Genomic DNA, 25,655 nt, shown 5'->3' with positions numbered 1-25,655 from the left:
TTTAAATGGGGGCTTATGAAATTAATGACCAGTTATTAACGAATGAAGAGAAAAAAGAATTAACGATAAATAAAGATCAGCAAACGATTAGCCGGAAAAAGGAAGTGTTTCGCAAGTTTATATCAAACCCTATAGCAGTTTTAGGGGCAGTGACGTTATTACTAATTATTGTTTTCTCGCTTATTGGCGAAAGTTTAACGCCATTTACTGCGAGTGAACAAGTAAAAGAAGCAACTAATTTACCGCCTAGTAGTGAGCATTGGTTCGGAACAGACGATTTAGGGAGAGATATTTGGGCGCGTACTTGGGCTGGTGGGAAAATTTCATTAACAGTTGGATTGGTAGCAGCAGCTCTTGATATAGGGCTTGGTGTACTTATCGGTGGCTTTAGTGGATATGTGAGAGGACGTAATCGTCTTGGAACGTTAATTGATGAGTGGATTATAAGAGGGATTGAAGTGTTATACGGTATCCCATATTTACTGATTGTTATTTTACTATTAATCATTATGAAACCAGGACTTTTTACAATTATTATAGCTCTTGCGTTAACGGGATGGATTGGCATGGCACGTCTCATTCGGGCGCAAGTACTTTCATTGAAACAAAGAGAATTTGTTATTGCAGCAGAGCGATTAGGTACATCTCATATGAAAATTATATATGGGCATTTAATTCCAAACTTAACAGGGATTATTATCGTCAATTTATCATTCACAATTCCAGCAGCTATTTTCTCAGAATCATTTTTAAGTTTTATCGGACTTGGAGTACAATCACCAGCAGCGAGCTGGGGCACGATGACAAACGATGCACTCGGGACGTTACTAAGCGGAGAGTGGTGGCAACTTTTCTTCCCGGCAATCATGATTGCACTCATCATGTTCGCATTTAATGCGATTGGTGATGGTTTGCAAGATGCGATTGATCCGAAAATCGTAAAACGTAATCGAAAGGAGAAAAAACATGGCACAAATCTTATCTTTAGAAAACGTAACGTTGGCCGTTGAAAAAGAGAATAGTAAGCAAGCAATTGTGAAGCATGTTTCCTTTTCTATTAACGAAGGTGAAATAGTTGCACTTGTCGGAGAAAGTGGTTCAGGGAAAAGTGTTACAGCACAATCAATTATCGGCTTAAATCAAGAATCGATTCATATTGATGATGGAAATATATCTTTCCAATCAAAGGAATTAACGAATTTACAAGAATCAGAATGGAATCAAATTCGCGGGAAAGATATTTCCTTTATCTTTCAAGACCCGCTTTCATCTTTAAATCCGACGATGAAGGTTGGAAGACAAATTACAGAAGTAATTGTGCAGCATGAAAAGAAATCGAAAAAAGAGGCAAAAGAAATTGCAATTAACTTACTAAATGATTTAGGGATACATGAAGCAGAGAAACGCTTTGAACAATACCCGTATCAGTTGAGCGGAGGTATGAGGCAGCGTATTTGTTTAGCAATTGCATTTGCTTGTCACCCGAAGCTCGTTATTGCAGATGAACCTACAACAGCATTAGATGTAACGATTCAAAAGCAAATTATGGAGTTGTTAAAAGAAAGAAAGGAAAAACAAAATACGAGTATTTTATTAATTACACATGATTTGGCACTTGTACGTGAAGTAGCTGACCGAGTAGTAGTTATGTACGGGGGACGTGTTGTTGAAAAAGGAACGATACAAGAAGTAATTGGCTCACCTAAGCACCCTTACACAAAAAGTTTATTGCAAGCAATTCCGAATATGGATGATTCAGAAAAGGTACTTAGAGCAATTGAGGGAACAACACCTTCTATTGAAACGTTAAATAGTTTTGGATGCCCGTTTGTGAATCGTTGTCCTGTAGCGATAAAAGAATGTATTCATCGATTCCCAGAGAGAACAACATATTCTGAGGAGCATAGTTCACATTGCTGGCAGCATATTCTGGAGCATAATAAAGCGAAATCAAAAGAGAGGGTGAATGCCTCATGACGACAGATTTAATTACTGTAAAGCAAGTAACGAAAACGTATGGAAGTAAAAATAAAGAAATCGCAGCGTTAAAAGGTATATCACTTTCTATCCCAAAAGGAACAACGCTTGGCATTATTGGAGAAAGTGGTTCTGGAAAGACAACACTTGGTAAGCTCATAGCTGGGATCGAGCGTCCAACGTCTGGTGAAATTGATTATAACGGTCAAGTTGTTCACAAGCTGAAGTCAGCTCATAAGCGGGATTTCTTGCAGAAAGTACAGTTCATTTTTCAAGATTCCACAGCTGCATTAAATCCGCGCTGGAAAGTACGCGATATTGTAACAGAAGGCTATATTTCATTCGGTTTAGGCGATAAAGAATTGAAAGATAAGGTCGCAGGTGATGCACTAGAGCGTGTTGGATTAGATAGACGATATATTGATCGCTATCCACACGAATTTAGCGGAGGACAACGTCAACGTATTGCCATTGCAAGAGCGCTATTATGTGAGCCAGAAGTATTAATCCTTGATGAACCAATTTCAGCATTAGATGTTTCACTGCAAATCCAAATTGTACATTTACTGCAAAAGATTCAAAAGGAACAAGGCTATACATATTTATTTATCGCACATGATTTACCGATGGTTCACTATTTATGTGAAAAAGTGGCTGTCTTATACAAAGGAGAACTTGTTGAATTTGGATATACGGACGAAGTATTCCGTAATCCACAACATTCTTATACAAAAACACTATTAGCATCAACACCAAAAATTTCAGGTTAAAGGAGAATGTAGGATGAAGAAGTTTTTATTATTTGTCATTATGACTGTTTTAGCAATAACTTCTGTTGCTTGTGGTAAGAAAGAGACGCAAAAGGCGAGTGCTGGTAAGGGAGAAGGGGATCGATTAGTAACGAATATTAGCAGTGATCCGTATACCCTTGATTCTGCTATTGCGACAGATAGCACGTCAGGTTATGTAATTGGACAGTTGTTTTCAAGTTTATATACGCAAGATAGTGATGGGAAATATCAAAATGAATTGGCAGAGAAAGAAGAAGTAAATGCGGATGGAACTGAATATACAATTCATTTAAAGAAAGATATTAAATGGTCAGATGGCTCTTCTATTACAGCAAATGATTTTGAGTTCGCATGGAAGCGATTATTAAACCCGAAAACAGGTTCTATGAATGCGACAGAAATGTACTTTATTAAAGGAGCAGAGGCATATAATACTGGAAAAGGTGAAGAAGGACAAGTTGGTATTCAAGTCGTTGATCCTCAAACATTAAAGGTAACACTTGAGCACCCAGTTGCTTCTATTAAACAAAAATTAGCAAGTTCATTATTTATTCCATTATCTAAAAAATCAATTGATGATAATAATAAATTAAAAACAGATCCAAAAGAGTTAATTACGAACGGACCATTCACGTTAAAAGAATGGAAGCATAACCAAGCAATTACAGTACAAAAAAATAAAGAATACTATGATAAAAAGGTAACATTAAAAGAAATTGAGTTTCGTATTATTCCAGACTCTAAAACAGCGTATCAATTATTTAAATCAAAAGAATTAGATTTACTAAGTGGTTTACCACAAGAGATGATTGAGAAAGAAAAAGAAAATAAAGAATATAAACGTGTTGCAGGATTTTCATCTTATATTTATTCGTTTAATGTAGAAAAAGAGCCGTTTACAAATGCAAAAGTACGTAAGGCATTTTCATTAGCGGTTGATCGTAAGTTTATCGTTGAAAAACTGTATAAAAATAATGCACAAGAAGCATATGCTTTTGTTCCAGAAGGGGCAAAAACACAAGGTGGTCGTGATTTCCGTAAAGAAAAAGGCGATTACGTAAAATTCGATTCAGCAGAAGCGAAAAAATTATTAGAAGAGGGCATGAAAGAGCAAGGTTGGTCTACATTACCTGAAGTAACATTAAAATTCACTACAGATACACAACATAAAAAAGTAGCAGAAGCAATGCAAGAAATGTTTAAGAAAAATCTTGGTGTAGATATTAAATTAGAAAATAAAGAGTGGAAGAGTTACATCGACACATATAAGCAAAGTGATTTCCAATTAGCTTATATGGGATGGGGCGGCTCTCTATTGGATCCGATTACTAAACTAGATTTATATGCAGGTGATGGTCCAAACAACTATGCAAAATGGCATAATAAAGAATTTGATGCTTTAGTAAAAGAGGCAAAAGTTGAACAAAACGAAGATAAGCGTTTTGACTTATTGCATAAAGCAGAAGACATTATGTTTGATGAAACACCATTAATCCCAATTATTTTCCCAAGCTCTTCATATTTACAAAAATCATCAGTATCTGGCGTCCAATTCATTATCGGTTCTAGTCCAGAACTAAGATACGTAAAAATTAAAAAATAAAGAAGTAGGCAACCGCCTACTTCTTTATTTTATTTCTCTTTTATATTCTTTTTTCGTTCCATCAGAGAAGACAACTTCTAAATCGAATTTTTGGTAGTCTTTATCAAGTTTGAATACATTGACTACTTGATCAATTACTTCTTGATCTGGTGTGTTTTTATCGAATTTTAATTCTTGTAGAAGAGGGCTTAATTTTGTAATAGCCTCGTCGCCTGTGAACTTTACATCTGTTTTATGGTCTTCAATCTTTGCTTCCATTTTCTTGTCCGCTGCTACATTTTTATAATCAGCTTCGTAGTCTTTCTTCGTATCTTGATAGTCTGCCTTTAAATCAAATTCATTAAAGTTTAGTTTTAAATCTGCAGGAGCCTCATTTTTTGCTTCTTCAGTCGTTTTCTTATTAGAAGTTGTATCTTCTTTTGCAGGAGCTTTACATCCTGTTAATGCAGGTACTAGCATAAGAGCTAATAAAATTGATAGTAAAATTCTCATTATAAATTCCTCCTTATGTAACTTCTTTCTATACAAGTTTTTCCTAATTTTATGTAATTATGTATGTGTTGAAAATAAATTATTTACTTATAGCTTTAAGAATTAATCCGCAATTTAAATCAAAAATGATTTGTATGTATATGGTAAATTGAAGTTGTAAGGAGGTACTGAAATGCATGAAGAATATAAAGAGATGATAAAAAAAGCAATCGAATATATAGAGAATCATTTACATGAAGAGCTTACAACAGAAAGAGTGGCATTTCACGGGGCAGTATCGATGTACCATTTTCATCGTATTTTTCAAAGTTATATTGGGATGAGTGTAACGGATTATGTTCGTAAGAGAAGATTAACTCATGCTGCACAGGCTTTAGTATCGACTGAAAGAGCAGTCATTGATATTGCAGTGCAAAATGGCTTTTCCTCACAAGAGGCATTTACTAGAGCTTTTAAAAGAATGTTTCATTTACCACCAAAAAAATATCGGAAATATTTCCAGTCATTTTATATAGAAAGAGAGGGCGTTTTAATGGAAAAAGGTATACCGAAAGGATGGGTATTAAGTGGAAGTCATCCTGCTGAATATGAGATGGGTTTAGATTACGAAGTTGTTCATCAAGGAAAAGTATCTGCATATATAAAAGGAAAAGAGAACGTTACACACGGAGGGTTTTCAACATTAATGCAAATGTTCCGAGCGGATAAATATGTAGGTAAGAGGTTGCGTTTAACAGCATTTATTAAGAGTGAAAATGTAAAAGACTGGGCAGGATTGTGGATGCGAGTAGACGGAAAAGATACAGAGCCTATTGCTATGGATAACATGCAAAATCGTCCAATTAAAAATACGAATAACTGGCAATCATACTCGGTTGTACTAGATATAAAAGAAGAAGCACTTGGTATTGCATTTGGTGTTTTATTATCAGGAGAAGGCTGTGTCTGGTTAGATAGTATTCGTTTTGATGAAGTGGATGAAAAAATTCCTTCAACAGATTTGGCAGAAAACTTTTATGAAACACTCCTAGAAGAGCCGGTGAATCTGCAATTTGAAGAAATAGAAAATTAAAAAGTAAGGAGAAAAGATATGCTCAAATATGTGAAATTGATAAGTATTAGTTTAGTAGTATCATCGTGTATTATGGGAATCAACTATTTAATTAGTTATCTTTGGTCAGGGCATATACCTTCTTTGACGTGGAGAACATATTTGATATTTATGGTTATATTTATGATGAGTTTTGGTTCAATACAAAAAGAGAGCTATGAAGAGAGTTGATAATCGTCCTTTTAGTCTTCTTAGTATTAATACATATGTATTTATCACTGCATTGGAAAAACAGGTTTGCCGTTCGGGATTATTTCCCGCAACATATGCAGCAAATGGTTATTACACAATAATATTTGGTGGAGTTAATTTAGCGGAAAATATTATTTCATTATTACTTATTATACTAGTTACACAATTGGTAGCGGGAATCACTATAGGTATAAAAGTGATAGTAAAGAGGGGAAGTTCTGTAGTTAAAGAAGCATAAAGTAAAAAGGTATCCTTCGTGGGATACTTTTTTACTAGTGTTTATTATTTTGCAACTTCTGTCCACTTGTAGTTAAATTCACCGCCGAAGTCAGTTGTTACAAGTCCTTTAATGAAAGAGCGTTGTAAGTAAGAGCGACCTTGTTGGTATAAAGGAGCGACAGCACCATCTTGTAATAAGATTTTTTCAGCTTGCTTCATTGCTTCCCAGCGACCTTTTTCATCACCAGCTAAATCAGTTTTTACTTTACGAATAAGCTCGTCGTACTCTTTGTTAGAGTATTTATCGAAGTTATAAGCACTATCTGTTGTGAATAGATCTAAGAATGTAATAGGATCCGCGAAGTCAGGGCCCCAGCCATCGATTCCAATTTCGTAATCACCACTTAATAGTAGTTTTAACTGTTGTTTACGTGGTTGAGGTTTTAAATTCACTGTTAATCCATCTAGATTCTTTTCTAATTCACCTTTTAAATATTCACCAGTTTTCTTAGCTAAAGCATTATCACTTGTTAATAGTTCAATTGTTACTTTGTCAGTACCAAGTTCTTGTTTCGCTTTTTTCCAGTTTTCTTTTGCAGATTTCACATCATCTTTGACTAGATTTCCATTCTCTTTACGGAAGTCATTACCGTCTGGACTTTTTGCGAATTTCGCAGGAACCATTCCTTCTGCTGGGATTGCACCGTTATTTAAAATTGTTTCTACGTACGCTTTTTTATTCATTGCTTCGTTAATAGCGAGGCGTGCATGTTGATTTTTTAATACTGCATTTTTCTGATTTAGTCGTAAGAATTGGATACCGACTTCAGCGCGTTCCTTGAAGTTGGTATCGTTCTTATACTTATCAACAAACTCCGCAGTTAAAGCAACACGATCAATTTGTCCTGAATCATATAAGTTAACTTCTGTAGATTTATCTTTAACGACATTGAAGTTGATTTCTTCTAGTTTTACAGTTTTAGCATCCCAATAGTTAGGGTTCTTCTTCAATTGGAAGCTTTGTTCATGTTTCCAGTTATCTAATGTGAAAGCACCATTGTAAATTAAATGATTTGTTTCTAAACCGTATTTATCGCCTTGAGATTTTAAATACTCTTCATTGATTGGTAAGAATGTTGCAAATGTCGTTAAGCTTAAGAAGTAGGGAACAGGGCGGTCCAGTTGTACTTCTAAAGTTTTATCGTCAAGAGCTTTAACGCCTAATTGATCGATTGCTACTTCTTTTTGGTTTATTTGTTTCGCATTTTTTATATCAAAGAATAAGAATGCATATTCAGCTGCTGTTTCAGGGTTTACGGCACGTTGCCAAGCGAAGACAAAGTCTTTTGCTGTAACAGGAGTACCGTTTGACCATTTTGAATCACGAAGATGGAAAGTATACTTTGTTTTATCCGGACTAATGTCAACCGATTCAGCAACACCAGGGATCGGTTTATTATCTTCTCCTATTGCATACAAACCTTCAAAAACATTTCTCATTACGTTCATGGATTCCCCATCCGTCGCCTTTGCAACATCCATTGTTGGAATTTCTGAAGCAAATGATAAGTTAATCGCTTGTTTATCAGGTGCTTTATCGTTCGCTTTTGCTCCGCCTGCATTATCTTTATTTCCCCCGCAAGCAGTTAGTAGTAGACTTGCCCCTAAAACAGATGCAACAACAGGTACAACTTTTTTCTTCATTGTTCTTTCCTCCCTAAATGTGTTGTTCGTAACGTCATAATGTCCATGTCTTGAAGTGTAGCTATAGAAGGAGAGAAAACCTATTATAAATATGTGTATATAGGTAATCAGGTGTTCTATATGTATATACATGTTGAACTATAATCTATCGTTATATGTTTCAACTTAGTAGACATTACATTTTGATGGTAAAATATTTTGTTTCTTTGATTATTTAGAATATTAACGCTGGAAAGAACTATATGTCAATAATAAAAAGTGGAGTGTTAATTTTTTGGAATAATATATTGAAAAAGTAGATTTCCTCATAGTAGGGAATCTGCTTTTAATATACTTTGCTAAAAAAACAATGGGTGTGGGTGGGAACACAATGATCTAAGTTGCATTTTATCCCGTATTAACGGGCAGTAAGATCCTCACCTCAAAATTCAGTGAAAGCAAAGAAGTTAGGGGGGATCAACTGCCCGTAAAAGCCCGATTGGTGAGGGCTGATTAAAGTTTCACTTTATTTTTCAATTTTTGCCCATTTGAAGTTTAATTGACCTGCAAAGTCTACTTGCACAATGCCTTTCACATAAGAACGCTCTAAATAAGATTCTCCTTTTTGGTAAAGAGGAGCGATAACAGAGTCCTTAAATAAGATTTTTTCTGATGCTAGTAACGCTTCCCAGCGAGCTTTTTCATCACCAGCCAAAGTAGTTTTAACTTTTTCAATTGTGTCATCAAACTCTTTATTAGAGTAATGATCTAAATTGTAAGGGTTATTCGTCGTAAATAGTTCAAGGAATGTAATTGGATCAGCAAAGTCAGGGCTCCAACCGTCAATTCCAATCTCGTAGTCACCTTTTAATAAGAGTGAAACTTGTTGTTTACGTGGTTGCGGTTTTATATTTACCGTTAAGCCATCTAAATTCTTTTCTAGTTGTCCTTTTAGAAACTCACCAGTTTTCTTCTCAAGGTCACCATCACTTGTTAATAATTCTAATGTTATCTTTTCAGAACCAAGTTCTTTTTTTGCTTTCTTCCATAATTCTTGTGCAGATGTTGTATCAACTTTTGTTAAATCGCCGTTTGCAGTACGGAAGTCTTTTCCATCAGGACCTTTTGCAAAGTTTTTCGGCACGAGACTAAAGGTTGGTGTAGAGCCATCATTTAATAACGTATTTACAAAAGATTTTCGATCAATTGTTTGATCGATTGCTTGGCGTGCAGAAACGTTTTGAAGTATTTTGTTTTGCTGATTCATACGTAAAAACTGTACCCCTACGTTCGGACGTTCTTTAAAGTTAGCATCCTTTTTATATTTATCAACGAAGTCAGATGTTAGTTTTATACGGTCTAATTGTTTGGATTCGAATAAATTTACTTCTGTTGATTTCTCTTTCACAACGTTGAAATTGATTTCTTCGAGTTTGACATTATCTTTATCCCAATAGGTAGGGTTTTTCTTAAATTTAAAGCTTTGTTCATGCTTCCAATCGCTTAGTGTAAAAGCTCCGTTGTACAAGATTTTGTTATCTTCTAAAGCGTACTTATCACCTTGTGCTTTAAAGAATTCCTCGTTGATTGGTAGAAATGTTGGGAACGCCGTTAAGCTAATAAAATATGGAACAGGGCGCTCTAATTCTACTTCAAACGTATGGTCATCAACTGCTTTTATACCAAGTTGATCGGATGGGAGTTCTTTGCTATTAATTTTTTTAGCGTTTTTAATATCCAGGAATAAAAAAGCATATTCAGAAGCTGTTGCTGGATCGACAGCTCTTTGCCAAGCGAAGACAAAATCTTTCGCTGTTACAGGTGTGCCGTTCGACCATTTTGAATCTCGTAAATGGAATGTGTATTTCGTTTTATCAGCACTTACTTCATGAGATTTCGCAACGCCAGGAACAGGTTTATTACCTTCGCCAAGATTGTATAAACCTTCAAATACGTTTCTCATTACTTGACCAGAATCAGTATCTGTAGCACGAGCCGTATCCATTGTTCGAATCTCAGTAGGTGAAGATAAGTTTAAAACTTGCTTACTAGGTGCCTCATCTTTTGCATTTGCTCCGCTCGCTTCGTTTTTATAACTACCGCAACCAGATAATAAAATACTTACTCCTACAACTGATGCAATACCGGGTACAAACTTCTTTTTCATTTGATTTTCCTCCTAAATAGTTAATAAGATTGGATGATGATGAGGGAAATGAAAAACAAAAAATCCCTCTTTTCGTATTGAGAAAGAGGGATTTTTACGTACAAGTTATGCACCCGTATATAAACGAAGTCCCTCATTCTATCTTTCAAGCACAAAGCTTGCAGGAAGTGGCACAGTATTCAAAATGAACCTGCTGCCGAGGTTTCAAAGGGCCAGTCCCTCCACCTCTCTTGATACAATGAGAATAAATTTTATTAATTTTTGTGTTTCTTTGATAATTCAAAATCTTACACCTTAGATAATGAAGTGTCAATCAAATGGAATATAGTTCAAATTTTCAGTTTTATTAAAAGTAAAAAAACCACTGCATATGGCAGTGGTTTCCCTACTAGAAGTTAAAGTTATCTGGATCTGGACCAACGCGATGATTTTCGTTTAAAGCTTGAATTGCTTTCATATCATCCGAGCTTAATTCAAAGTCAAAGATGTTTGCATTTTCAATAATGCGGTGTTCTTTAATAGACTTAGGGATTGTTACAACTTCATTTTGTAGATCCCAACGTAAAATAACTTGTGCAGTCGATTTATTATATTTCGTAGCGATTTCTTGTAATGTTGGGTGATTAAGCAGCTGCCCCTGCATTAATGGTGACCAAGCTTCAAGCTGGATGTTATGTTCTTTACAGAAGGCATGTAATTCTTCTTGTGCTAAACGTGGGTGGTATTCCACTTGGTTAACCATTGGTTTAATTTCTGCAATTTCAAATACGTCTTGCAAATGGTGAATATGGAAATTACTCACACCGATAGCACGAACACGACCATCTTTATAAAGCTGCTCTAAAGCTTTCCATGATTCAGTGTATTTTCCTTTTACAGGCCAATGTACTAAATATAGATCTAAATATTCTAGACCTAATTTTTCTAATGTAGTTTCAAATGCTTGTAGTGTTGACTCGTAACCTTGATCACTATTCCACACTTTTGAAGTGATGAATAACTCTTCACGAGGAATACCAGATTCTTGAATTGCCTGTCCAACGCCTTCTTCGTTTTTATATATCGCAGCAGTATCGATACTACGGTACCCATTTTTTATAGCTGCTTTTACAGAATCAATTACTTCTGTACCATCCTCAACTTTAAAAACACCCAAGCCGAACCAAGGCATTTTCACGCCGTTATGTAATGTTGTATAGTCGTTTAAACTTGTTAAAGTCATATTAATTCCCCCTAGCTTTTTTATTGGTCGCTTCAACTGCTTGTTGAATGACTTCTGAAAAATTATTTTCATATAGAACTTTTAAGCCTTCAGCCGTTGAACCTCCTGGTGTTGTTACTTGTTCGCGGAGCATAGCTGGATCCTGATTTTGCTGGAGCATAGCGGCAGAGCCAGCAATCATTTGAATGACAAGGTGTTTTGCTGTTTCCTCATCAATACCATAGCTTTTCGTTGCTTCAATTAAACCTTCAGCAAAGTGATAGAGAAAAGCGGGTGCACTACCAGTAACTGCGGTAAGTTGGTGAACTTCCTCTTCGGTACAAAACTGTGAGGTACCGATACCTTTTAAAAGAAGTTGTAACGTTTCTTGATGTGTTTCATCTACAGAATGTCCCGTCGTATATAAGGAGATAGACTTTCCAATCCCAGCAGCTGTATTTGGCATAATCCAAGCAACAGGTGTCCCTTGGGGAAGTCTTTCTTCTAGATAAGATGGTCCGATTCCGGCAGCAACTGTCACGACAAATTGATTAGTTAGAAGAGGGGATAGATCCGCTAATAGCTGTTCATGTGCGACAGGCGGCATTGCTAAAACGATTGTATCTACAGATTTAATATGCTGTTTCCAATCTGTTGTAATCGATAGATCATATTTAGTTTGTAATTGCGTTAGTTTTTCTATGTTACTTCGGTTGGAAACAATAATTTCTTCGATGTATTCTTTACTTGTTGTAAGTAGTCCAGCAAATATAGCTTCTGCCATACGACCGGCACCAATAAATAAAATTCGATGTTTATTAGGCATATCCTTTATTCCTTTCTGATGAGAATATGTTATAAAAAACGATACCATTTTTAAGAGAATTTTGTAAAAAGAAACGGCTTATCGTAAGTGGAATAGATGAGTGGGGAGTTTTACAGGAGAAAATTTATAGTAAGTATAAGAGTTATTTCTTATACTGTTGATAGGGAGTTTATTACATATCTGGGGAGAGATAAATATGGTTAGAAGTCCACTTTTTTTACTCATTTCTAGTATTATTTGCATATTAGTTGGGTTCTATATCCGATCAAGTTATATTGAAATTTTCGCATCGGTTATGGGGATTATTAATGTTTGGTTACTTGCAAGGGAAAAGGTATCAAACTTTTTATTTGGGATGATTACAGTTGCGGTATTTCTGTATATTTTCACTACACAAGGCTTATACGCAATGGCAGTATTAGCAGCCTTCCAATTTATATTTAATGTGTACGGTTGGTATTACTGGATTGCGCGTAGTGGGGAGGAGAAGGTAAAACCGACAGTTCGCTTAGATTTGAAAGGATGGATTATTTATATATTTTTTATTTTAGTTGCTTGGATTGGTTGGGGATATTATCAAGTCCGTTATTTAGAATCGACAAGTCCATATTTAGATGCTTTAAACGCTGTATTAGGATTAGTAGCTCAATTTATGCTGAGCCGAAAAATCTTAGAAAATTGGCATTTATGGATTTTGTATAACATAGTTAGCATTGTGATTTATATTTCAACGGGCTTATACGTCATGTTAGTATTAGCTATTATTAATCTATTTTTATGTATCGATGGCTTGCTAGAATGGAAGAAAAACCATAAAGAGCGAGAACGTGTAAAAAATTATATTTAGAAAATAATTGTAATCAAAAACCCCCTGAAGCATATACGTTTCAGGGGGTTTAAATATAGTGTGAATTTATGCTTTTGTCATACCAAGCAATACAGCGCCGCCGATAATTAAAACACTACCTAGGGCAATAAAGATCAATTGACGTTTTGTTTTCTTTTCACCTAAGAAGACAATCGCACCGAATGTTGAGATAACGATTCCAGTTTGAGATAATGGGAAGCTTGTCGCTACTCCGACACGTGGTAATGAAAGAAGTAAGAATAAGTTTCCTGTTCCCCAAAGTAAACCAGATACAGCATTACGAATTGCATATTTGTTAAATGGTTTATGTTTAGACGTCAGTACAACCGCACCAACGAACATACCAACTGCCTGTGGTAAAATAGCAGACCAACCATCGATATTATACCAACGAATAATAATTACATATACAAGATAGCCGAAAGTAGAAACAATTAAAGTAAGAAGTCCCTTTTTCAATTGTCCTGGTGGCTGTGCATTTTCTTTATCATCTAGTGATGTGAATACTACACCAATTACGATTAATAGGATTGCAATCGTTCCCAGAACAATCGTTGTAGTAGTAGTCCACTCACGAAAAGCGATAACTCCAAAGATAGAAGTTGCAACAAGTTGCATACCAGTAGAAATAGTTACAGTAGTTGAAACACCTAGTTTTTCAACTGTTTTTAATTGGTTTACTTGTCCTAAAGCCCAGAATAAACCTGAAATAAAGCCAACAATCAAGACTGTCATTGTTAAAGCTGGTTGAGTAAATACATACATAGTTGTTGCGAAGAATAGAGCACCGATTGTCATACCTACCGTTTGGCTATATGCACCACCGCCCATTTTTACGCTTACTAATAAGATGTTTCCCCATGCGATTGCAGGAAGAAGCGCTAATAAAATGTCCATTACAAGACTCCCTTCGGTTTTCTATACCAATATAATTACATAGCGTTCTAACGATCGGTAATGCCCCACTAATAGAGTAGAAGATTACCGATCGCTAAAACAGGATGAAGAATTTACGATATAAATGCGTTTTCATTTCTTCATTTTTTGAAACACTTTCATATAATAACAGGAAATTACCTATTTTAGAAAGTGAATTCAAATAAAATGTATATTTAAATAAGGTAAAAAATTCAGTTATTAATCAAATCATTTTATTTTCCGGGAAATAAAAAGCAACTTTTGTCGAAAGTTGCTTTAAGAAGTAGTAATTCTTCTATTAATGAGTTGAATGCATAGTAAGAATAGAAGGGACATACTAATCGTTATGATTACAAGCGTCCAAGCTAGTTGCATATTACTCGCATCAATAGCCATATAAATCGCCGTTGGAATCGTCTGAGTTTTGCCAGGTATATTTCCTGCAAACATTAAAGTTGCACCAAATTCACCGAGTGCGCGAACAAAGCTTAAAATCATACCGCTAAGTAGTGCGGGGAATGCAAGCGGGAGTGTAACATGTAGAAAAACTTGATATTCACTTGCACCAAGATCGCGCGCGCCATCTTCAATTTGTACATTTGCGATAGAAAATCCTGTTTTTGCTGATTGGTACATGAGCGGAAATGCAACGACTGTAGAAGCAATGATAGCAGCAGTAGATGTAAACATAATGGACTGCTGAAATAATGATTCAATCCACTTTCCAATGGGACTGTTATTTCCAAAAATGATAATTAGAAAAAAGCCGATAACAGTTGGTGGAAGCACCATTGGTAATAAGAAAATAGTTTCTAGTAGTACTTTATATCGCCACGAGGAGCGCGCTAATGCTCGTCCAATAATCGTTCCTAAGATCGTAACGATTATTGTGGCGCACGCAGCTACTCGCAAGGATAGAAAGACAGGTGACAAAATTGCATCAAAGCTCATAGCGATTATGGCAGGATTGTAAATCCATATTTCTTAAAGATAGATTGTGCATCTTTTGATTGTAAATACTCATAGAATGAAGTCGCCTCTTTCTTATGCTTAGATTCCTTTATAACACCTAAAGGATAGTGGATTGGCTCATGAGAATTAGCTGCTACCGCTTCTACAATTTTTACCTTGTCTGAAACGAGAGCGTCTGTTTTATATACAATACCAGCATCAACATTACCTGTTTCTACATATGTTAACACTTGGCGAACATCTTTTGTAAATACGATTTTATTTTGAACGTCATTCCAAAGATTTTCATATGTGAGAGAAGCTTTTGCATATTTTCCTGCAGGTACAGATTCGGGTGTACCAAGTGCGATTTTCTTGATTTTCTCATCCTTTAAATCTTGAAGTTTTGTAAGAGCACTATCTTTTGGAATGACTAGAACTAGTTCATTTCCAAGAAGGTTTTTCCCTTCTTTTTCATTAATAAATCCTTTTTTAACAAGAGTTTGGAATTTATCCTCTGCTGCAGAGAAGAATAAATCAGCAGGTGCACCTTGCTCAATTTGTTGTTGAAGTGCACCAGAAGCACCGAAGTTAAAAGAAAGTTGAATAGTTGGTTCTTTCTCTTTATATTGCTTTTCAATTTCTTTTAATGCATCTTGTAAACTTGCAGCAGCTGATATAGTCAGCTCCACTGATTCTCCCTCTTTAGCAGCTGACTTTTCTTCACTTGAACAAGCTACACTGAATATAAGAAGAAAAGAAAGTATAAGTACCCCAATGGATCGTAAAGTAAATTTGTTCATAAAAAATCTCCCTTCGTTTACTAAATTAATTATAACTAATTATAACTAGTTATAATTGAATATAATTTGAACGATATAGTTGTTTTTAAAAACTAGGAGAAATATTCTTTTCTTTGTTACAATGAAGGAAGAAAGTGAGGAATCGTCTATGGATCATCATTCCTACACAACGGAAGAAGTAGCAAAGCAATTAAAAGTATCAAAATTAACTGTATACGACCTGATTAAAAAAGGAGAACTTCCTTCTTATAGGGTTGGTAGACAAATGCGCATTGATGCAGCTGATTTAGAACAATATATAAAGCAAATGAAAACAGGGAAGGTACAATTTACTCCTGTAAAGAAGGACGAAATTAGTAGTTCGAATACACGCATCATTAGTGGTCAAGAACTAACGTTAGATATGTTGGCAAAGCATATAGAAAATCGATTGCCAAATTCTAATATATTGAGAGCGTATCAAGGTAGTTTAACGAGTTTAGTGAAGATGTACCAAGGAGAAGGAAGCGTCGTTAGTTTACACTTATTTGATGGTGAAACGGGTACATATAATGTTCCTTACGTAAAACGTATTTTAGTTGGACAACCATATATTATGATGAATTTATTAGCAAGAAATGTTGGGTTTTATGTGCAAAAAGGGAACCCACAAAATATAAAAACATGGGCTGATTTAGCTCAGCCATCTATACGATTTGTAAATCGAGAAAAAGGTTCTGGTATTAGGGTGTTAGTGGATGAGCAATTGCGAATTCAAAAATTAAGTAAAGAAGATATTAACGGGTATGAATGGGAAGAATCGAATCACCTTGGCGTTGCCTCGCAAGTCGCGAATGGAAAAGCTGATGTTGGGGTAGGATCAGAAAAGTTTTCCAAAATTGTGAACGTAGACTTTATTCCAATAATGAAAGAACAGTATGATTTAGTACTTCTGAAGAATAGAGAAGATGAGGAACTTATTGAGGTTATAAAAGAGGTTTTGCAATCTGAAGAGTTTCACAATGAATTAAAAGCAATTGGTGGATATGATATAAGCAAAACAGGCCAAATTATATATGAAACAAACTAAAAAGCTGCTTGTCTATAAGACGAGCAGCCTTTTCTATATATAAAGGGGGTTGGGGAAACAAATTGTTAAACGAGACTTTGAGCAAGTGTGTAAATGAATGCAGTAAGAAGAGTAGCTCCACTTGCAAGTCCGATAAAGTCTGATTTGTTGAAGGTAATGTTGTTCATCATAATCTCTCCTTATTTGTTTAATGTTGTTGCAACAGCTTTTGCATCGACAAGTGCGGATAGCACCATGCCCATTGTATTGAAAAATTTGTTTGATTTCATTTTGTTCATCATGTGTATCCGCTCCTTTTCGAATTGTTGTTGCCCTGCTTTCTGTCTTAATTATATGAAATATGGCCGCCTACAACTATCGAATTAGCTTACGGGAGGATTACACTTTTGTAAGAAAAAAAGACATTCATGTAAGAATGTCTTTTAAAGCATATTGATATGATGGTGCTCTTTAATTGTTTTTAAAAAGCTGCGCATCGAATTGGTCATGTAACTATCTTTACGGCGTATGAAAACAGTTGAAATACTGCCGTATTTCTCCGGAATTGGATGGCAGTGTACTTTACCTGCTGTAGAAAGGTGCTGCACCGCAGACTGGGGGACGAGTGTAATCCCAAGACCGAGCGCTACGCTATTTAATATAGTTTCTAATATGTTAAATTCCATAATTCTTTTTGGTAGCAAACCTTCATCTTTAAGCCATCGTTCAAGCTTGGAACGGTATCCACATCCTTGATTAAAAACGAGTAGGGGCGTCGTAGTGAATTCTTCTATATGAAAAGCTTTATTTTGTGTAACAAGCATTAATTTCTCAGTACTAACATCGTATTGTTCAATTAGTGGATGTTTAATAGGACCTGATATAAAGGCGCCATCTAATTGATGATCGAGTACTTCTCTAATAAGCTCTTCCGTTAGACCAGCTTGTAATGATAAATCGACATTTGGATAGCTTTTATAGTAAGAAGACAAAATGGTAGGTAATGTACTGACTGTTTCGACTGTACCAATTTTTAATATGCCAGATGGTGTTTCACTATCTAAAAACACTTGTTTTAGCTCTTCAACATCTTGCAAAATTTTATGAACGTAAACGAGCATTTTTCTTCCTTCAGCTGTTAAAGTCATGCCTCGCTTATGACGGTAAAAGAGAGGTGTTTTCAGCTCGTTTTCTAATTGTTTAATACGTGCGGTTACATTTGATTGTACATAATTTAATTCCTTTGCTGCGCCGCTTACACTACCGCGGTCGGCAACGCTCTGGAAGATTTGTAAGTCTCGTAATTCCATTTTATGCTCCTCCTTGATGTTAACTATCATTATAAATGATAGTTAACATCATTTTGAATCATTTTACGTGATATATTTTTTCTTTTACAATTCTCTTTGTGCAAATAGAAAGAAGCGGGGGATTGTGGTGAGAAAAGGTCAAATGATAATAGGTGCTTTGGCATGTTTAATTGCAAGTATGTCATGGGGAGCGATGTTTCCGGTTGCTGATCATGCTCTAGAATACATAGATCCATTTTATTTTTCGTTTATTCGTTATGGTGCGGTAGCAATTGTATTGATTGTATTATTGCTAATGAAAGAAGGAAAGAAGGCATTTCGCTTAGAAGGAAGAGGGAAGTTACTCGTCTTTTTTGGAACAATGGCTTTTACCGTATATAATGTATTAATTTTTCTAGGACAAATGTTAATGGGAAAATCAGGTGTAATGGTAGCTTCTATTATGGAGGCGCTTATGCCAATGATTTCAATTTGTATTTTATGGGGATATAAAAATATAAAGCCGAAGAAATATATGATAACGAGCATGATTATCGCGTTTGTAGGGGCTGTATTTGTTATTACGAAAGGTGATATGAGTTTCTTTTTAACATTGAAAGATAACATGTTTTCGCTAGCATTTATATTTGTTGGTGTTGTAGGATGGGTTATTTATACGATGGGTGGTCAAACGTGTAGCGATTGGTCAACATTACGCTATTCTACTTTGACATGTGTATTGGGTACAACTGTCACAGGGATTATAACTGTGGTCATTACAGTGCTTGGATATGTATCTGTTCCAAGTATGGAAACGATTTCTATTGTGAAGTATGATTTGTTATTTATGATGACATTACCAGGTATCGTAGCACTACTTGCTTGGAACTATGGTGTGAAAATCTTATCATCCATTAATGGTATTTTATTTATTAACTTTGTGCCAATTACTACTTTAGTTATTATGATGATGCAAGGGTATAAAATAACAACATTTGATATTGTAGGAACATTATTTGTTATTGCAGCGCTTATTCGTAATAATGTTTGTCAGAGAAAAGAAGAAAATATAAATAAACAAATTTTGCAAGAAAAGCAATTGCGTCAAGCTGTTTAATAGGCAACTGGAGGATTTTATATGTTAGAAAGTTTATTGTTTTTCTTTGCTGCTGGAGTTGCCTGCGAGCTTGCAGCAATTAATCGAAACGGTCGTAAAAATATAAAACAACAAGCTGAACTGATACAGCTTTTAAAAGACTTGAAGGAAAGAAAAAATTAAAAAGACGACCGGGCATAGACGGTCGTCTTTTTAATTATTATTTATATAAAGGGGAAAGGGGACACAAAGTTATATAAGCGTAGCAGCGTAAATGAAAGCAGTAAGAAGAATCGAGCCGCTAGCTAGTCCTAAAAAATCTAATTTATTAAAAGTCATGTTATTCATTATAAATTCTCCTTACTTGTTTAATATAGAAGCAACAGCTTTTGCATCGATAAGAGCGGAGAATACCATGCACATTGTATTTAAGAAATTGTTCGTTTTCATTTTGTTCATCATATAGATCCGCTCCTTTTCAAATGGTTGTTGTTACTTTCTGACTTAATTGTATAAGATAGTGAAGGGAGCCACTATCGAATTAGCTTACAAGAAAATTACACTTTTGTAAGAATTGAAATTTAACAATAAATACTTATTTTTATTACCAACTCCTAAAACTTAGTGTTATAATCGTTGTAAGAAAATAATTATACTTCGGATATTCAGAAAGGAACGAAACAAATGTATAAACCAATTACATTTTCGTTGAAATATATATTTAAAATGGCTGGGAAGGTAGAAGTACAAGGGAGAGAGAAATTACCGGAAGATGGCCCTTATGTTGTTGCGTGTACACATACAAGTTTTATGGATGTTTTAATGTTAGCGGCAGGAATGTACCCAACCCAAATTCATTACATGGCAAAAAAAGAATTGTTTGAAGGGAAATTTAAAAATTGGTTTTTTAAAAATGTAAATGCATTCCCTGTAGACCGTGCGAATCCAGGGCCAAGCACATTAAAAATTCCATCACGTTTATTAAAAGAAGGAAAAGTAGTAGGGATTTTCCCGAGTGGGACGAGGTCATCAGAAGACGTTTCACTAAAAGCTGGGGCTGTTACGATTGCAATGCGTTCTAACGTTCCGTTAATACCGGCAGCTTATGTTGGTCCATCAAGTATAAAAGAATTGATAAAAGGAAAAAAAGCGCGATTAGTTTTTGGAGACCCAATTCAAATTGATGCTGAAGAACAAATAGATCGAAAAACGGCTATGAAGATGATGACAGATGAATTAAATGCAAAGTTTGAAGAACTAAAGGAAGTTTTGCAGCCAAATCAAAAATAAGAAAAGACGATCGTGCATAGACGGTCGTCTTTTCTATTATTAGTTGAACCAATCGGGCTTTTACAGGCAGTTGATCTCCCGCCTAACTTCCTCGCATTCGCCGAATTCTGAGGTGGGAGTTACTGCCCGTTAAAGCGGGATAAAGGGGACACGAAGTTATAATGTAGCAGCGTAAATGAAAGCAGTAAGAAGAACCGTGCCGCTAGCTAGTCCTAAAAAATCTAATTTATTAAAAGTGATGTTGTTCATAATGTATTCTCCTTACTTGTTTAATGTAGAAGCAACAGCTTTTGCATCGATAAGAGCGGAAAATACCAAGCTCATTGTATTTAAGAAATTGTTCATTTTCATTTTGTTCATCATATAGATCCGCTCCTTTTCAAATGGTTGTTGCCCTGTTTCTGACTTAATTATATGAAATGTTGCGGAGAGTCACTATCGAATTAGCTTACAGGGAAATTACACTTTTGTAAGAAAAACGAATGAAAGTGTCATGATGAGAAGATTTGACATATGTTCATGTGATTCATTAAGTTAAAAGTAGAGGTGAGTGTATGGCTAATATTAAAGATATTGCAAAGATGGCTGGGGTTTCAGTTACGACTGTTTCGAGGGTATTAAATGATCATCCATATGTAAGTGAAGAAAAAAGGAAAGTTGTTTTAGAAATAGTTGAGAAATTGAATTACTCGCAAAATGCAAATGCTGTTCATTTATCAAAAGGGAAGACGAATATTGTTGGCGTGATTTTACCTTATATTAATCATCCGTCTTTTGATGCGATGGTGGGTGGAATGATGGAAGTTGCGTTAGCTCACAACTATCGAGTACTTCTTTGTCAAACGAACTACAATAAAAAAGAAGAAATGAAAAGTTTACATATGTTGAAAACAAAGCAACTAGACGGTCTTATCATTTGTTCTCGTGCTAATGAGTGGGAAACTATAGAGCCTTATGCAGCGTATGGGGCGGTTATTGCTTGTGAGGATAATGATATTGAAAGCATATCGAGTGTATATACAGATCATTTTAATGCCTTTCAATTAGGGATGAGTTACCTTATTGAAAAAGGTTATAAGAAGATTGGATATTGTACGGGAAGAAAGTTAGGGCCAAGTAGTAAGAAACGTTTTGATGCTTATAAACAACAGCTACAATTAATAGATGAAGAAGTGATGGAAGATCGGATTTTCACAGAATGCTTTACGTTAGAAGATGGTGTAAGAGTTGCACATCAATTCAAGGAGATGGAGAATCCTCCTGAAGCATTAATAGTGGCAGGAGATGAGGTCGCTATTGGGATCATGACAGAAGTTGAAAAATTAGGTATTAAAGTTCCAGAGGATTTAGCGATTATTGGTTTTGATAACCAACCGATTTCTCAAGTTTTACAACTGACAACCATTGACCAAAATTTAAAGGGAATAGGTAAGACGGCTTTTGAAATGTTTTACAGGCAAGTAAGTGATGAGAGTTCTAAACAAGAAAAGATGGAAATTCCATATAAACTTGTGGAACGTTCTACAGTTTAGTCATAATCCGTTATGTGTATAATCACATAACGGATTATTTTTTGAAATGTCTTTGACAGGAAACGCGTTTCATACTTTATAAAAGAGTTACACCGGTCTGTAATAATCCATGGATTCTTTTCAAGTGTTAAAACAATGAATAGAATTTGGAGGGATATGCATGAATGAGCTTTTATTAAGTATGAAAAAATATGTAGAGGATGACGAAAAGATTTTAGCGTTTGTCGTAGGGATATTTGAAAAGGATGACTTTACTTTATGTTATCAACATGGGATTTTTGTTGCCACTACTAGACGTCTTCTATTTTACGGGAAATTTCCGTGCTATCCTGCGATATTTGAAGAGTATTCGTATTTGCATATAGATGACATAGATTTCCGTCCATATTTCGAATGTACTTGTAATCGTGAAACCATTAGAGCTAAGTATATTCAGAGTGGGAATGTGGAGCGCTTTGTCCGTACAGTTAGAGCGAATATGAATAATTAATCACCCCTTTGTTTAAACATAATATCTTGGTCTTTGTGAGGGGAAATGCGGAATAAAAACAACTTCTAAACCTCTAGGAGATAGTGATACAATGTCAAATGGGGGGAGGTATGAACTATGGTTAATCAACGTATAAAGGAAATAACACTAATTACAATTGGTTCATTATTATTCGCAATTGGTATTAATTACTTTGCAATTCCAAACCGTTTATCAGAGGGTGGAATTATTGGTTTAACAGTTGTTACGTACTATTTATTTGATTGGTCACCGGGAATTGTGAATTTTGGTTTGAATGCAATTTTATTAGCTGTAGGTTATAAATTTTTTGATAAGAAAACGATGGTTTACACAATTATAGGTATTGTGGAAACATCTTTGTTTTTATATGTTACAGAACATATCGAATATCAAGTAAATAGTGATACGTTACTAGCAGCTTTATTTGCTGGTGTATTTGTAGGTATCGGATTAGGCTGTATGTTCAAAGCTGGAGGTACATCAGGAGGATCGGCAATTTTAGCTCGACTAGCAAATCAATATTTAGGTTGGAGCGTTGGTAAAGGTGTACTTATTATTGATATCGTTGTAATTGCTGGCTCTGTATTTATAATAGGACAAGAAAAGGCAATGTATACACTTGTAGCTGTATTTGTCGGAGCGAAAGTAATTGATTTCATCGTGGAAGGTATGGATACAAAAACAGCTGTTACGATTATTTCGAATCAACCAGACTTAATTCGAGAGACTATTACGAAAAACATGACGCGCGGTGTCACTGTATTAGAAGGACGCGGCGGATATACTGGCAAAAATAAAGAAGTTTTATATATCGTTATTAATAAACAAGAGCTTGTTAAGTTAAAGCAAGTTATTAGTAGAGTTGATGAAGATGCCTTCGTTGTCATTCACGATGTGCGTGATGTACTTGGCGGTGGCTTTAAAGCAAGCTAAAAGGTGAACGAGAAAATTCGTTCATCTTTTTTTTATCCCGCATTAACGGGCAGTAGAACTCCCACCTCAAAATTCAGCTGGAGCAAAGAAGTTAGGTGGGAGATCAACTGCCCGTAAACGCCCGATTGGTGAGGGCTGATTAAAGTTTCACTTTATTCTTACAAAAATGTAAGGGTAATGTAATGGGATTGAATGGTAGATTAAATTCCTGCTCTTTAGAATGGATGTATAAGTATCCTGCAGAGGAGGAAGATCAGTATTATGAAGAAAAAAATAATTACTACTGTAATAGCTATGGTAGTGATAGTAGTAGTATTACTACCTACGAAACTTGGACCAGTTATTGATAAATATAATCCGCTTTATACGACGAAAGAATACTATACAATTGTGGATGCGATTGGTCAGCATGTCGGTGATGAATGGTATGAATATGAATTTATTGCATTTGATGAACGTGGAAGAGAACAAAAAATAAAGAAGACTGTTAAGCATATGTTAAAGAGAGATGAAGCATTAAAGGTGTACGCAAAAGGACGCTACGGCGAGGCAATTGAAGAAATTGAAGCTGTAAATATTCCTATTAATGCGAAGAGTAAACTTTTAACGATGAGATAGCGAATTATACCCCCGCCTATTTTTTGTCGAAAATAAAAATACTAGGTAGGAGTATTTTAGGTTCGTGAAAAAACCTTAGTCCATATGGACTAAGGTTTTTCTTATTATATAAAGGGGAAGGGGGTACATTGTAGTAGCATGAGTGAAAGGTATAAGAAGAGTCGGCTACTAGCAATGTAATTTGGTTATGTGAGTATTCTTCTTATTTGGCTTACTTTCTAACTTTATTGTACGAAATATAGGTAAGGGAAACTATCGAATTACATTACACATAGCTTACAAACATGTAAGCCTTCTGTAATGTAATTCGATGGTTAAAATATAGTAAATTTCATATAGTGTAACTAGAAAGTCTCACTGTATCACTTTCTGTTTGTAATGTTAATGAAGAATGAAAAACCAACTAATTTTTAATAGCCCTCATCTCTATTTAGATGAGGCTCTTTTTCAAACCTTACAACATTGTAAGGTTTACGTAAGTTAATTCGATAGTAAATTTGTCATATTTTTTGCATAATAGATACAAATAGATAAAAAATAATTAGGGATATATTAAGAAGGGAGAAAACTGGGATGCGTAAAGAAGAAGTAGTGAAGTTTCCAATTAAAGATTTCTGTAGCTACTTTACTGTTGCCGTAGTATGTATTGGATTATTTGATATAATAACAAATTTAATTGTTAACTAATATAGATGATAAAACAAGAAGGAAGACCCTTTCTTGTTTTTTTTATGGGGGCATAAAGATGAAATTGATTGATAGTCATATACATGTTGATCAATATGAGAATGAAGAGAAAAGTAGATTATTTATAGATGTGGAAAACAGTAAAGAGATACAAGGGCTTATTGCAGTATCTATGAATTATCAATCATGTCTAGAAACTTTATCTTTAGCAAAGCGATATCCTTTTGTACATCCAGCAATAGGTTTTCATCCGGAGCAGCCGATTCATAAAGAGGAATGTGAGCAAATTTATAAATTAATTGAAGATCATGTAGAGGAAATCGTTGCGATTGGTGAAGTGGGCTTGCCATATTATTTAAGGAAAGAAGATGAAAATATTGCTATTGATCCATACATAGCGGTGTTAAAAAAGTTTGTGGAACTAGCTAGTAAATACGATTTACCAATTATATTGCATGCGGTTTATGAAGATACTGACACTGTATGTGGTTTACTTGAAGAATATAAAGTTTCGCGTGCACACTTTCATTGGTTTAAAGGAAGTGAAGAGACAATGAAACGGATGATGAGGAACGGTTATTATATTTCTATCACACCGGATGTTTTACATAAGGAGAAAATTAGAAAAATAGTTTCGTATTATCCGCTTGAATATATGATGGTAGAAACAGATGGGCCGTGGGAATTTCAGAAGGATACGATGACACATCCTTATATGATAAAAGATGTATTACAAGAAATTAGTATAATAAAAAAAATATCAGTAGAGAAAGTTACTGAGCAAATATATGCGAATACGGTGCGATTTTATAAAGTTAGTGAGTCATAAAAAAACACCAAGCATCTCGC

29 protein-coding genes and 1 riboswitch are annotated in these 25,655 nt (G+C 35.0%); of the genes, 17 read left to right on the top strand and 12 right to left on the bottom strand.

Annotated elements, in window-relative coordinates:
• Window positions 1-5 precede the first annotated feature (5 nt).
• Genes JFU54_RS03190 through JFU54_RS03175 form a run of 4 tightly spaced genes read left to right on the top strand, consistent with a single transcriptional unit; the run spans window position 6 to window position 4,371 of the window.
• Window positions 6-1,010: an ABC transporter permease gene (locus tag JFU54_RS03190; RefSeq protein WP_201063728.1), complete on the top strand. Its 1,005-nt coding sequence runs from the start codon at window positions 6-8 to the stop codon at window positions 1,008-1,010.
• Entirely contained in the window at window positions 967-1,977 is a 1,011-nt protein-coding gene (locus JFU54_RS03185) for an ABC transporter ATP-binding protein (RefSeq protein WP_071744491.1), read from the top strand. Before JFU54_RS03190 ends, JFU54_RS03185 begins: the two co-directional genes overlap by 44 nt.
• Window positions 1,974-2,747 carry an ABC transporter ATP-binding protein gene (locus tag JFU54_RS03180; protein ID WP_201063727.1) on the top strand — a complete coding sequence of 258 codons (774 nt, stop codon included), beginning with the start codon at window positions 1,974-1,976 and terminating at the stop codon, window positions 2,745-2,747. The genes JFU54_RS03185 and JFU54_RS03180 overlap by 4 nt, the downstream gene beginning before the upstream one ends.
• 13 nt (window positions 2,748-2,760) lie before the next feature.
• Window positions 2,761-4,371, top strand: a complete 1,611-nt coding sequence (locus JFU54_RS03175) for a peptide ABC transporter substrate-binding protein (protein ID WP_088038171.1) — start codon at window positions 2,761-2,763, stop codon at window positions 4,369-4,371.
• 24 nt (window positions 4,372-4,395) lie between these two features.
• Here the strand turns inward: JFU54_RS03175 and JFU54_RS03170 are convergent, their stop codons facing one another.
• A complete protein-coding gene (locus tag JFU54_RS03170; RefSeq protein WP_001221531.1) occupies window positions 4,396-4,863 on the bottom strand; it encodes a YusW family protein in 468 nt (155 codons plus the stop codon).
• A gap of 172 nt (window positions 4,864-5,035) precedes the next feature.
• On the opposite strand from JFU54_RS03170, the gene JFU54_RS03165 reads away from it, so the two are divergent.
• From JFU54_RS03165 to JFU54_RS03155, 3 genes are read left to right on the top strand one after another with little or no spacing between them, the layout of a single operon-like run.
• Complete coding sequence (locus JFU54_RS03165; protein ID WP_088038173.1) at window positions 5,036-5,935, top strand: helix-turn-helix domain-containing protein; 900 nt, start codon at window positions 5,036-5,038, stop codon at window positions 5,933-5,935.
• Window positions 5,936-5,953: 18 nt separating this feature from the next.
• A complete protein-coding gene (locus JFU54_RS03160) occupies window positions 5,954-6,145 on the top strand; it encodes a hypothetical protein (RefSeq protein ID WP_002124741.1) in 192 nt (63 codons plus the stop codon).
• Entirely contained in the window at window positions 6,132-6,404 is a 273-nt protein-coding gene (locus JFU54_RS03155; protein WP_002091435.1) for a hypothetical protein, read from the top strand. The genes JFU54_RS03160 and JFU54_RS03155 overlap by 14 nt, the downstream gene beginning before the upstream one ends.
• 44 nt (window positions 6,405-6,448) lie before the next feature.
• On the opposite strand, the gene JFU54_RS03150 is transcribed toward JFU54_RS03155, so the two are convergent.
• The 4 genes from JFU54_RS03150 to proC form a co-directional block, all read right to left on the bottom strand.
• Entirely contained in the window at window positions 6,449-8,089 is a 1,641-nt protein-coding gene (locus tag JFU54_RS03150) for a peptide ABC transporter substrate-binding protein (RefSeq protein WP_201063726.1), read from the bottom strand.
• A gap of 505 nt (window positions 8,090-8,594) precedes the next feature.
• Window positions 8,595-10,235, bottom strand: coding sequence for a peptide ABC transporter substrate-binding protein (locus JFU54_RS03145; RefSeq protein ID WP_201063724.1), 1,641 nt, complete (start codon window positions 10,233-10,235; stop codon window positions 8,595-8,597).
• A gap of 135 nt (window positions 10,236-10,370) precedes the next feature.
• Window positions 10,371-10,475, bottom strand: a riboswitch (SAM riboswitch).
• A 148-nt stretch (window positions 10,476-10,623) separates the two neighbouring features.
• Window positions 10,624-11,457, bottom strand: a complete 834-nt coding sequence (locus tag JFU54_RS03140) for an aldo/keto reductase (protein ID WP_002063472.1) — start codon at window positions 11,455-11,457, stop codon at window positions 10,624-10,626.
• A 1-nt stretch (window position 11,458) separates the two neighbouring features.
• Window positions 11,459-12,262, bottom strand: coding sequence for a pyrroline-5-carboxylate reductase (gene proC / locus JFU54_RS03135; RefSeq protein ID WP_002029400.1), 804 nt, complete (start codon window positions 12,260-12,262; stop codon window positions 11,459-11,461).
• A 196-nt stretch (window positions 12,263-12,458) separates the two neighbouring features.
• Between proC and pnuC the strand changes: the two genes are divergently transcribed.
• On the top strand, window positions 12,459-13,109 hold the full coding sequence (gene pnuC / locus JFU54_RS03130) for a nicotinamide riboside transporter PnuC (protein ID WP_088038181.1): 651 nt from the start codon (window positions 12,459-12,461) through the stop codon (window positions 13,107-13,109).
• A 66-nt stretch (window positions 13,110-13,175) separates the two neighbouring features.
• Here the strand turns inward: pnuC and JFU54_RS03125 are convergent, their stop codons facing one another.
• From JFU54_RS03125 to modA, 3 genes are all read right to left on the bottom strand, one after another.
• A complete protein-coding gene (locus JFU54_RS03125; protein ID WP_201063722.1) occupies window positions 13,176-14,027 on the bottom strand; it encodes a GRP family sugar transporter in 852 nt (283 codons plus the stop codon).
• A 297-nt stretch (window positions 14,028-14,324) separates the two neighbouring features.
• Window positions 14,325-14,999, bottom strand: a complete 675-nt coding sequence (gene modB / locus JFU54_RS03120; RefSeq protein WP_002029397.1) for a molybdate ABC transporter permease subunit — start codon at window positions 14,997-14,999, stop codon at window positions 14,325-14,327.
• Window positions 15,000-15,004: 5 nt separating this feature from the next.
• Window positions 15,005-15,802 (bottom strand): molybdate ABC transporter substrate-binding protein, encoded by a 798-nt coding sequence (gene modA / locus JFU54_RS03115; RefSeq protein WP_002140142.1) that lies wholly within the window; start codon window positions 15,800-15,802, stop codon window positions 15,005-15,007.
• Between the two features lie 121 nt (window positions 15,803-15,923).
• Here modA and JFU54_RS03110 point away from each other — a divergent pair, with 121 nt between their 5' ends.
• Entirely contained in the window at window positions 15,924-16,871 is a 948-nt protein-coding gene (locus JFU54_RS03110) for a substrate-binding domain-containing protein (protein ID WP_201063741.1), read from the top strand.
• Between the two features lie 65 nt (window positions 16,872-16,936).
• Here the strand turns inward: JFU54_RS03110 and JFU54_RS03105 are convergent, their stop codons facing one another.
• Together JFU54_RS03105 and JFU54_RS03100 are read right to left on the bottom strand one after the other, a co-directional pair.
• The gene (locus tag JFU54_RS03105; protein WP_001060020.1) at window positions 16,937-17,038 is read right to left on the bottom strand and encodes a DUF3948 family protein; all 102 of its coding nucleotides are present in this window, start codon (window positions 17,036-17,038) and stop codon (window positions 16,937-16,939) included.
• A 255-nt stretch (window positions 17,039-17,293) separates the two neighbouring features.
• Window positions 17,294-18,160: a LysR family transcriptional regulator gene (locus JFU54_RS03100; RefSeq protein ID WP_002063480.1), complete on the bottom strand. Its 867-nt coding sequence runs from the start codon at window positions 18,158-18,160 to the stop codon at window positions 17,294-17,296.
• Window positions 18,161-18,287: 127 nt separating this feature from the next.
• Between JFU54_RS03100 and JFU54_RS03095 the strand changes: the two genes are divergently transcribed.
• Both JFU54_RS03095 and JFU54_RS03090 read left to right on the top strand, forming a co-directional pair.
• On the top strand, window positions 18,288-19,256 hold the full coding sequence (locus tag JFU54_RS03095; protein ID WP_002124765.1) for a DMT family transporter: 969 nt from the start codon (window positions 18,288-18,290) through the stop codon (window positions 19,254-19,256).
• A 21-nt stretch (window positions 19,257-19,277) separates the two neighbouring features.
• On the top strand, window positions 19,278-19,418 hold the full coding sequence (locus JFU54_RS03090; protein ID WP_002063481.1) for a YrzO family protein: 141 nt from the start codon (window positions 19,278-19,280) through the stop codon (window positions 19,416-19,418).
• Window positions 19,419-19,487: 69 nt separating this feature from the next.
• On the opposite strand, the gene JFU54_RS03085 is transcribed toward JFU54_RS03090, so the two are convergent.
• Complete coding sequence (locus JFU54_RS03085) at window positions 19,488-19,583, bottom strand: DUF3948 family protein (RefSeq protein ID WP_002124767.1); 96 nt, start codon at window positions 19,581-19,583, stop codon at window positions 19,488-19,490.
• A 336-nt stretch (window positions 19,584-19,919) separates the two neighbouring features.
• On the opposite strand from JFU54_RS03085, the gene JFU54_RS03080 reads away from it, so the two are divergent.
• Window positions 19,920-20,525 (top strand): lysophospholipid acyltransferase family protein, encoded by a 606-nt coding sequence (locus JFU54_RS03080; RefSeq protein ID WP_002091412.1) that lies wholly within the window; start codon window positions 19,920-19,922, stop codon window positions 20,523-20,525.
• Window positions 20,526-20,681: 156 nt separating this feature from the next.
• On the opposite strand, the gene JFU54_RS03075 is transcribed toward JFU54_RS03080, so the two are convergent.
• A complete protein-coding gene (locus tag JFU54_RS03075) occupies window positions 20,682-20,774 on the bottom strand; it encodes a DUF3948 family protein (RefSeq protein WP_012260201.1) in 93 nt (30 codons plus the stop codon).
• Window positions 20,775-21,079: 305 nt separating this feature from the next.
• Here JFU54_RS03075 and JFU54_RS03070 point away from each other — a divergent pair, with 305 nt between their 5' ends.
• The 5 genes from JFU54_RS03070 (at window position 21,080) to JFU54_RS03050 (ending at window position 25,635) form a co-directional block, all read left to right on the top strand.
• Entirely contained in the window at window positions 21,080-22,057 is a 978-nt protein-coding gene (locus tag JFU54_RS03070; RefSeq protein WP_085308652.1) for a LacI family DNA-binding transcriptional regulator, read from the top strand.
• Between the two features lie 160 nt (window positions 22,058-22,217).
• A complete protein-coding gene (locus JFU54_RS03065; RefSeq protein WP_002139893.1) occupies window positions 22,218-22,547 on the top strand; it encodes a PH domain-containing protein in 330 nt (109 codons plus the stop codon).
• A gap of 117 nt (window positions 22,548-22,664) precedes the next feature.
• A complete protein-coding gene (locus JFU54_RS03060; RefSeq protein ID WP_002009911.1) occupies window positions 22,665-23,501 on the top strand; it encodes a YitT family protein in 837 nt (278 codons plus the stop codon).
• A 261-nt stretch (window positions 23,502-23,762) separates the two neighbouring features.
• Window positions 23,763-24,119 carry a YxeA family protein gene (locus tag JFU54_RS03055; protein WP_002029403.1) on the top strand — a complete coding sequence of 119 codons (357 nt, stop codon included), beginning with the start codon at window positions 23,763-23,765 and terminating at the stop codon, window positions 24,117-24,119.
• A gap of 745 nt (window positions 24,120-24,864) precedes the next feature.
• Entirely contained in the window at window positions 24,865-25,635 is a 771-nt protein-coding gene (locus JFU54_RS03050) for a TatD family hydrolase (protein WP_061689750.1), read from the top strand.
• Window positions 25,636-25,655 lie beyond the last annotated feature (20 nt).

This window comes from Bacillus sp. TH19, assembly GCF_016651075.1.
Taxonomy (GTDB): Bacteria; Bacillota; Bacilli; order Bacillales; family Bacillaceae_G; genus Bacillus_A; species Bacillus_A mycoides.
This window is presented reverse-complemented; position numbering and strand designations above follow the sequence as displayed.

What these genes read in the sequence shown, in the direction of transcription:
- JFU54_RS03175 (WP_088038171.1), top strand. Translation starts at nt 2,761, where the DNA reads ATGAAGAAGTTTTTATTATTTGTCATTATGACTGTTTTAGCAATAACT.
- modA (WP_002140142.1), bottom strand. Translation starts at nt 15,802, where the DNA reads ATGAACAAATTTACTTTACGATCCATTGGGGTACTTATACTTTCTTTT.
- JFU54_RS03150 (WP_201063726.1), bottom strand. Translation starts at nt 8,089, where the DNA reads ATGAAGAAAAAAGTTGTACCTGTTGTTGCATCTGTTTTAGGGGCAAGT.
- JFU54_RS03090 (WP_002063481.1), top strand. Translation starts at nt 19,278, where the DNA reads ATGTTAGAAAGTTTATTGTTTTTCTTTGCTGCTGGAGTTGCCTGCGAG.
- JFU54_RS03060 (WP_002009911.1), top strand. Translation starts at nt 22,665, where the DNA reads ATGGTTAATCAACGTATAAAGGAAATAACACTAATTACAATTGGTTCA.
- JFU54_RS03125 (WP_201063722.1), bottom strand. Translation starts at nt 14,027, where the DNA reads ATGGACATTTTATTAGCGCTTCTTCCTGCAATCGCATGGGGAAACATC.
- JFU54_RS03065 (WP_002139893.1), top strand. Translation starts at nt 22,218, where the DNA reads ATGAATGAGCTTTTATTAAGTATGAAAAAATATGTAGAGGATGACGAA.
- JFU54_RS03100 (WP_002063480.1), bottom strand. Translation starts at nt 18,160, where the DNA reads ATGGAATTACGAGACTTACAAATCTTCCAGAGCGTTGCCGACCGCGGT.
- JFU54_RS03160 (WP_002124741.1), top strand. Translation starts at nt 5,954, where the DNA reads ATGCTCAAATATGTGAAATTGATAAGTATTAGTTTAGTAGTATCATCG.
- JFU54_RS03190 (WP_201063728.1), top strand. Translation starts at nt 6, where the DNA reads ATGGGGGCTTATGAAATTAATGACCAGTTATTAACGAATGAAGAGAAA.
- JFU54_RS03180 (WP_201063727.1), top strand. Translation starts at nt 1,974, where the DNA reads ATGACGACAGATTTAATTACTGTAAAGCAAGTAACGAAAACGTATGGA.
- JFU54_RS03080 (WP_002091412.1), top strand. Translation starts at nt 19,920, where the DNA reads ATGTATAAACCAATTACATTTTCGTTGAAATATATATTTAAAATGGCT.
- JFU54_RS03170 (WP_001221531.1), bottom strand. Translation starts at nt 4,863, where the DNA reads ATGAGAATTTTACTATCAATTTTATTAGCTCTTATGCTAGTACCTGCA.
- JFU54_RS03185 (WP_071744491.1), top strand. Translation starts at nt 967, where the DNA reads ATGGCACAAATCTTATCTTTAGAAAACGTAACGTTGGCCGTTGAAAAA.
- JFU54_RS03075 (WP_012260201.1), bottom strand. Translation starts at nt 20,774, where the DNA reads ATGAACAACATCACTTTTAATAAATTAGATTTTTTAGGACTAGCTAGC.
- JFU54_RS03165 (WP_088038173.1), top strand. Translation starts at nt 5,036, where the DNA reads ATGCATGAAGAATATAAAGAGATGATAAAAAAAGCAATCGAATATATA.
- JFU54_RS03110 (WP_201063741.1), top strand. Translation starts at nt 15,924, where the DNA reads ATGAAGGAAGAAAGTGAGGAATCGTCTATGGATCATCATTCCTACACA.
- pnuC (WP_088038181.1), top strand. Translation starts at nt 12,459, where the DNA reads ATGGTTAGAAGTCCACTTTTTTTACTCATTTCTAGTATTATTTGCATA.
- JFU54_RS03155 (WP_002091435.1), top strand. Translation starts at nt 6,132, where the DNA reads ATGAAGAGAGTTGATAATCGTCCTTTTAGTCTTCTTAGTATTAATACA.
- JFU54_RS03145 (WP_201063724.1), bottom strand. Translation starts at nt 10,235, where the DNA reads ATGAAAAAGAAGTTTGTACCCGGTATTGCATCAGTTGTAGGAGTAAGT.
- JFU54_RS03050 (WP_061689750.1), top strand. Translation starts at nt 24,865, where the DNA reads ATGAAATTGATTGATAGTCATATACATGTTGATCAATATGAGAATGAA.
- modB (WP_002029397.1), bottom strand. Translation starts at nt 14,999, where the DNA reads ATGAGCTTTGATGCAATTTTGTCACCTGTCTTTCTATCCTTGCGAGTA.
- JFU54_RS03140 (WP_002063472.1), bottom strand. Translation starts at nt 11,457, where the DNA reads ATGACTTTAACAAGTTTAAACGACTATACAACATTACATAACGGCGTG.
- JFU54_RS03070 (WP_085308652.1), top strand. Translation starts at nt 21,080, where the DNA reads ATGGCTAATATTAAAGATATTGCAAAGATGGCTGGGGTTTCAGTTACG.
- JFU54_RS03085 (WP_002124767.1), bottom strand. Translation starts at nt 19,583, where the DNA reads ATGAATAACATGACTTTTAATAAATTAGATTTTTTAGGACTAGCTAGC.
- JFU54_RS03105 (WP_001060020.1), bottom strand. Translation starts at nt 17,038, where the DNA reads ATGAACAACATTACCTTCAACAAATCAGACTTTATCGGACTTGCAAGT.
- JFU54_RS03055 (WP_002029403.1), top strand. Translation starts at nt 23,763, where the DNA reads ATGAAGAAAAAAATAATTACTACTGTAATAGCTATGGTAGTGATAGTA.
- proC (WP_002029400.1), bottom strand. Translation starts at nt 12,262, where the DNA reads ATGCCTAATAAACATCGAATTTTATTTATTGGTGCCGGTCGTATGGCA.